Annotated in this window: 1 protein-coding gene; it reads right to left on the bottom strand. The window is 44.6% G+C overall.

What is annotated here, in order from left to right:
* Positions 1-367 precede the first annotated feature (367 nt).
* Positions 368-1,822: tetratricopeptide repeat-containing protein (locus tag F6K49_RS45295; RefSeq protein WP_293108694.1), on the bottom strand; the 1,455-nt coding region annotated here is incomplete at its 5' end.

Genomic DNA, 1,822 nt, shown 5'->3' on the forward strand with positions numbered 1-1,822 from the left:
AGCGCACGAAATCTTCCTTAGAGAGAGCCTCAATTTCAGCTTGAATCTGTTCTACTTTTGTCATCAGAAAAAACTGACTGCAATACTGGTGATTAAACCTCTATAGTATAGCATAAAAATTAACTTGCTCTAGGCTATATTTTTTAGCTTGTAGGGTGGGCAAAAACCGTTTGGTTATGCGTGAGTATTGATAGATTAGATTACTTTGCCCACCCTACTTTAATTGGTATTTTTTTTTACTTATCAACCTCAAAGTCCCCCTTTTTAAGGGGGATTTAGGGGGATCCCTTTGTAGCTCATGGGAAAGAGAATTGCTATATCCCTTTAAACCTTTCTCCTTTCCTTCTGCCTTCTGCCCTCTGCCTTCCTAAGTCAGCTCATCCCGCAATTTTTGAAGATTCTCCCGGCAAGCGATAGTATTGGGATGATTTGACCCTAACTTTCGTTCAAAAATCTCCAAGGCTTGGACAAACAGAGGTTCTCCCTCGCAGTACCGTCCCTGATTATTGTAGAGTAATGCCAGACTGTAGAGGGAGATAGCGACATGTGGGTGTTCAGTACCTAAAAGTTTTTTGTAAATCTCCAAGGCTTGGACAAAAAGAGGTTCTCCCTCCGAGTAACGTCCCTGATCCCTGTAGAGTACTGCTAGATTGTTGAGGAAGAGAGCGAAATATGGGTGTTGTTGACCGTATAGTTTTTTAAACATCTCCAAGGCTTGGACAAAAAGAGGTTCTCCCTCCGAGTAACGTCCCTGATCCCTGTAGAGTACTGCTAGATTGTTGAGGAAGAGAGCGAAATATGGGTGTTGTTGACCGTATAGTTTTTTAAACATCTCCAAGGCTTGGACAAAAAGAGGTTCGGCCTCCGAGTACCGTCCCTGATTAGAGTATAGTTTAGCCAGACCATTTAGGGAGAGAGCGACATATGGGTGTTGTTGACCGTATAGTTTTTTCATCATCTCCAAGGCTTGGACAAAAAGAGGTTCTCCCTCCGAGTACCTTCCCTGATGATTGTAGAGTAATGCCAGATTGTTGATAGAGAGAGCGACCTCTGGGTGTTGTTGACCGTATAGTTTTTTCATCATCTCCAAGGCTTGGACATAGCGAGGTTCGGCCTTGGAGTACTGTCCCTGATCCTTGTAGAGTGATGCTAGATTGTCGAGGCACGTGGCGACATCTGGGTGTTCTTCTCCTAACCGGTTGCGGGTGAGCTTTAAGCATCGCTCTAACCAGGGTAATGCCTGGTTATAAGCCCCTTGACCTTGGTAAAACCAACCCAGACCTTGAAAAGGTTTGTATAAATCTTCATCCGTGAGCCAGTCTGAGAGTACTGTCCCAGTTTCTATCAGGTGAGGGATGGCGGGACTAGCTGTAGCAATATCGTTTTGTGTCGGTACTTTAGGAATTTTATCTGCCACGGCCACCATTGCCTGACCAAATCCCTGCTTGAGTTGATCAGCCCCATCGTAACGTTCCATTTTGTCTCGTAGGAACTCTCGAATCAACTCGTGCAACTGGTAGATTCCCTGATCCGTGCGCCCAAGTAAATTCAGTTCCAACAGAAAGTCATCTCTAATATCTTCTAAATCTTCTGAGTCTTGGTCAGGCAAACAATTTTCCACCAAATACCAGGGAATGGGAGCCAAAGCAAACAAACTCAGCAGACAACCCAACTGCTGGGCATCTTGATTCAGTTCAAGCCAACTTAACTCAAAGGCAGCTGCCACTCCTTTTTGTGCTGTCATAGTAGCAGTTGGTTCTTTTAGCGATCGCTGTTCCAGATGCTTTTTTTCCAACCGCTGCTGCATATCTGTCAGGGATAA

The organism is Moorena sp. SIO3I6, assembly GCF_010672095.1.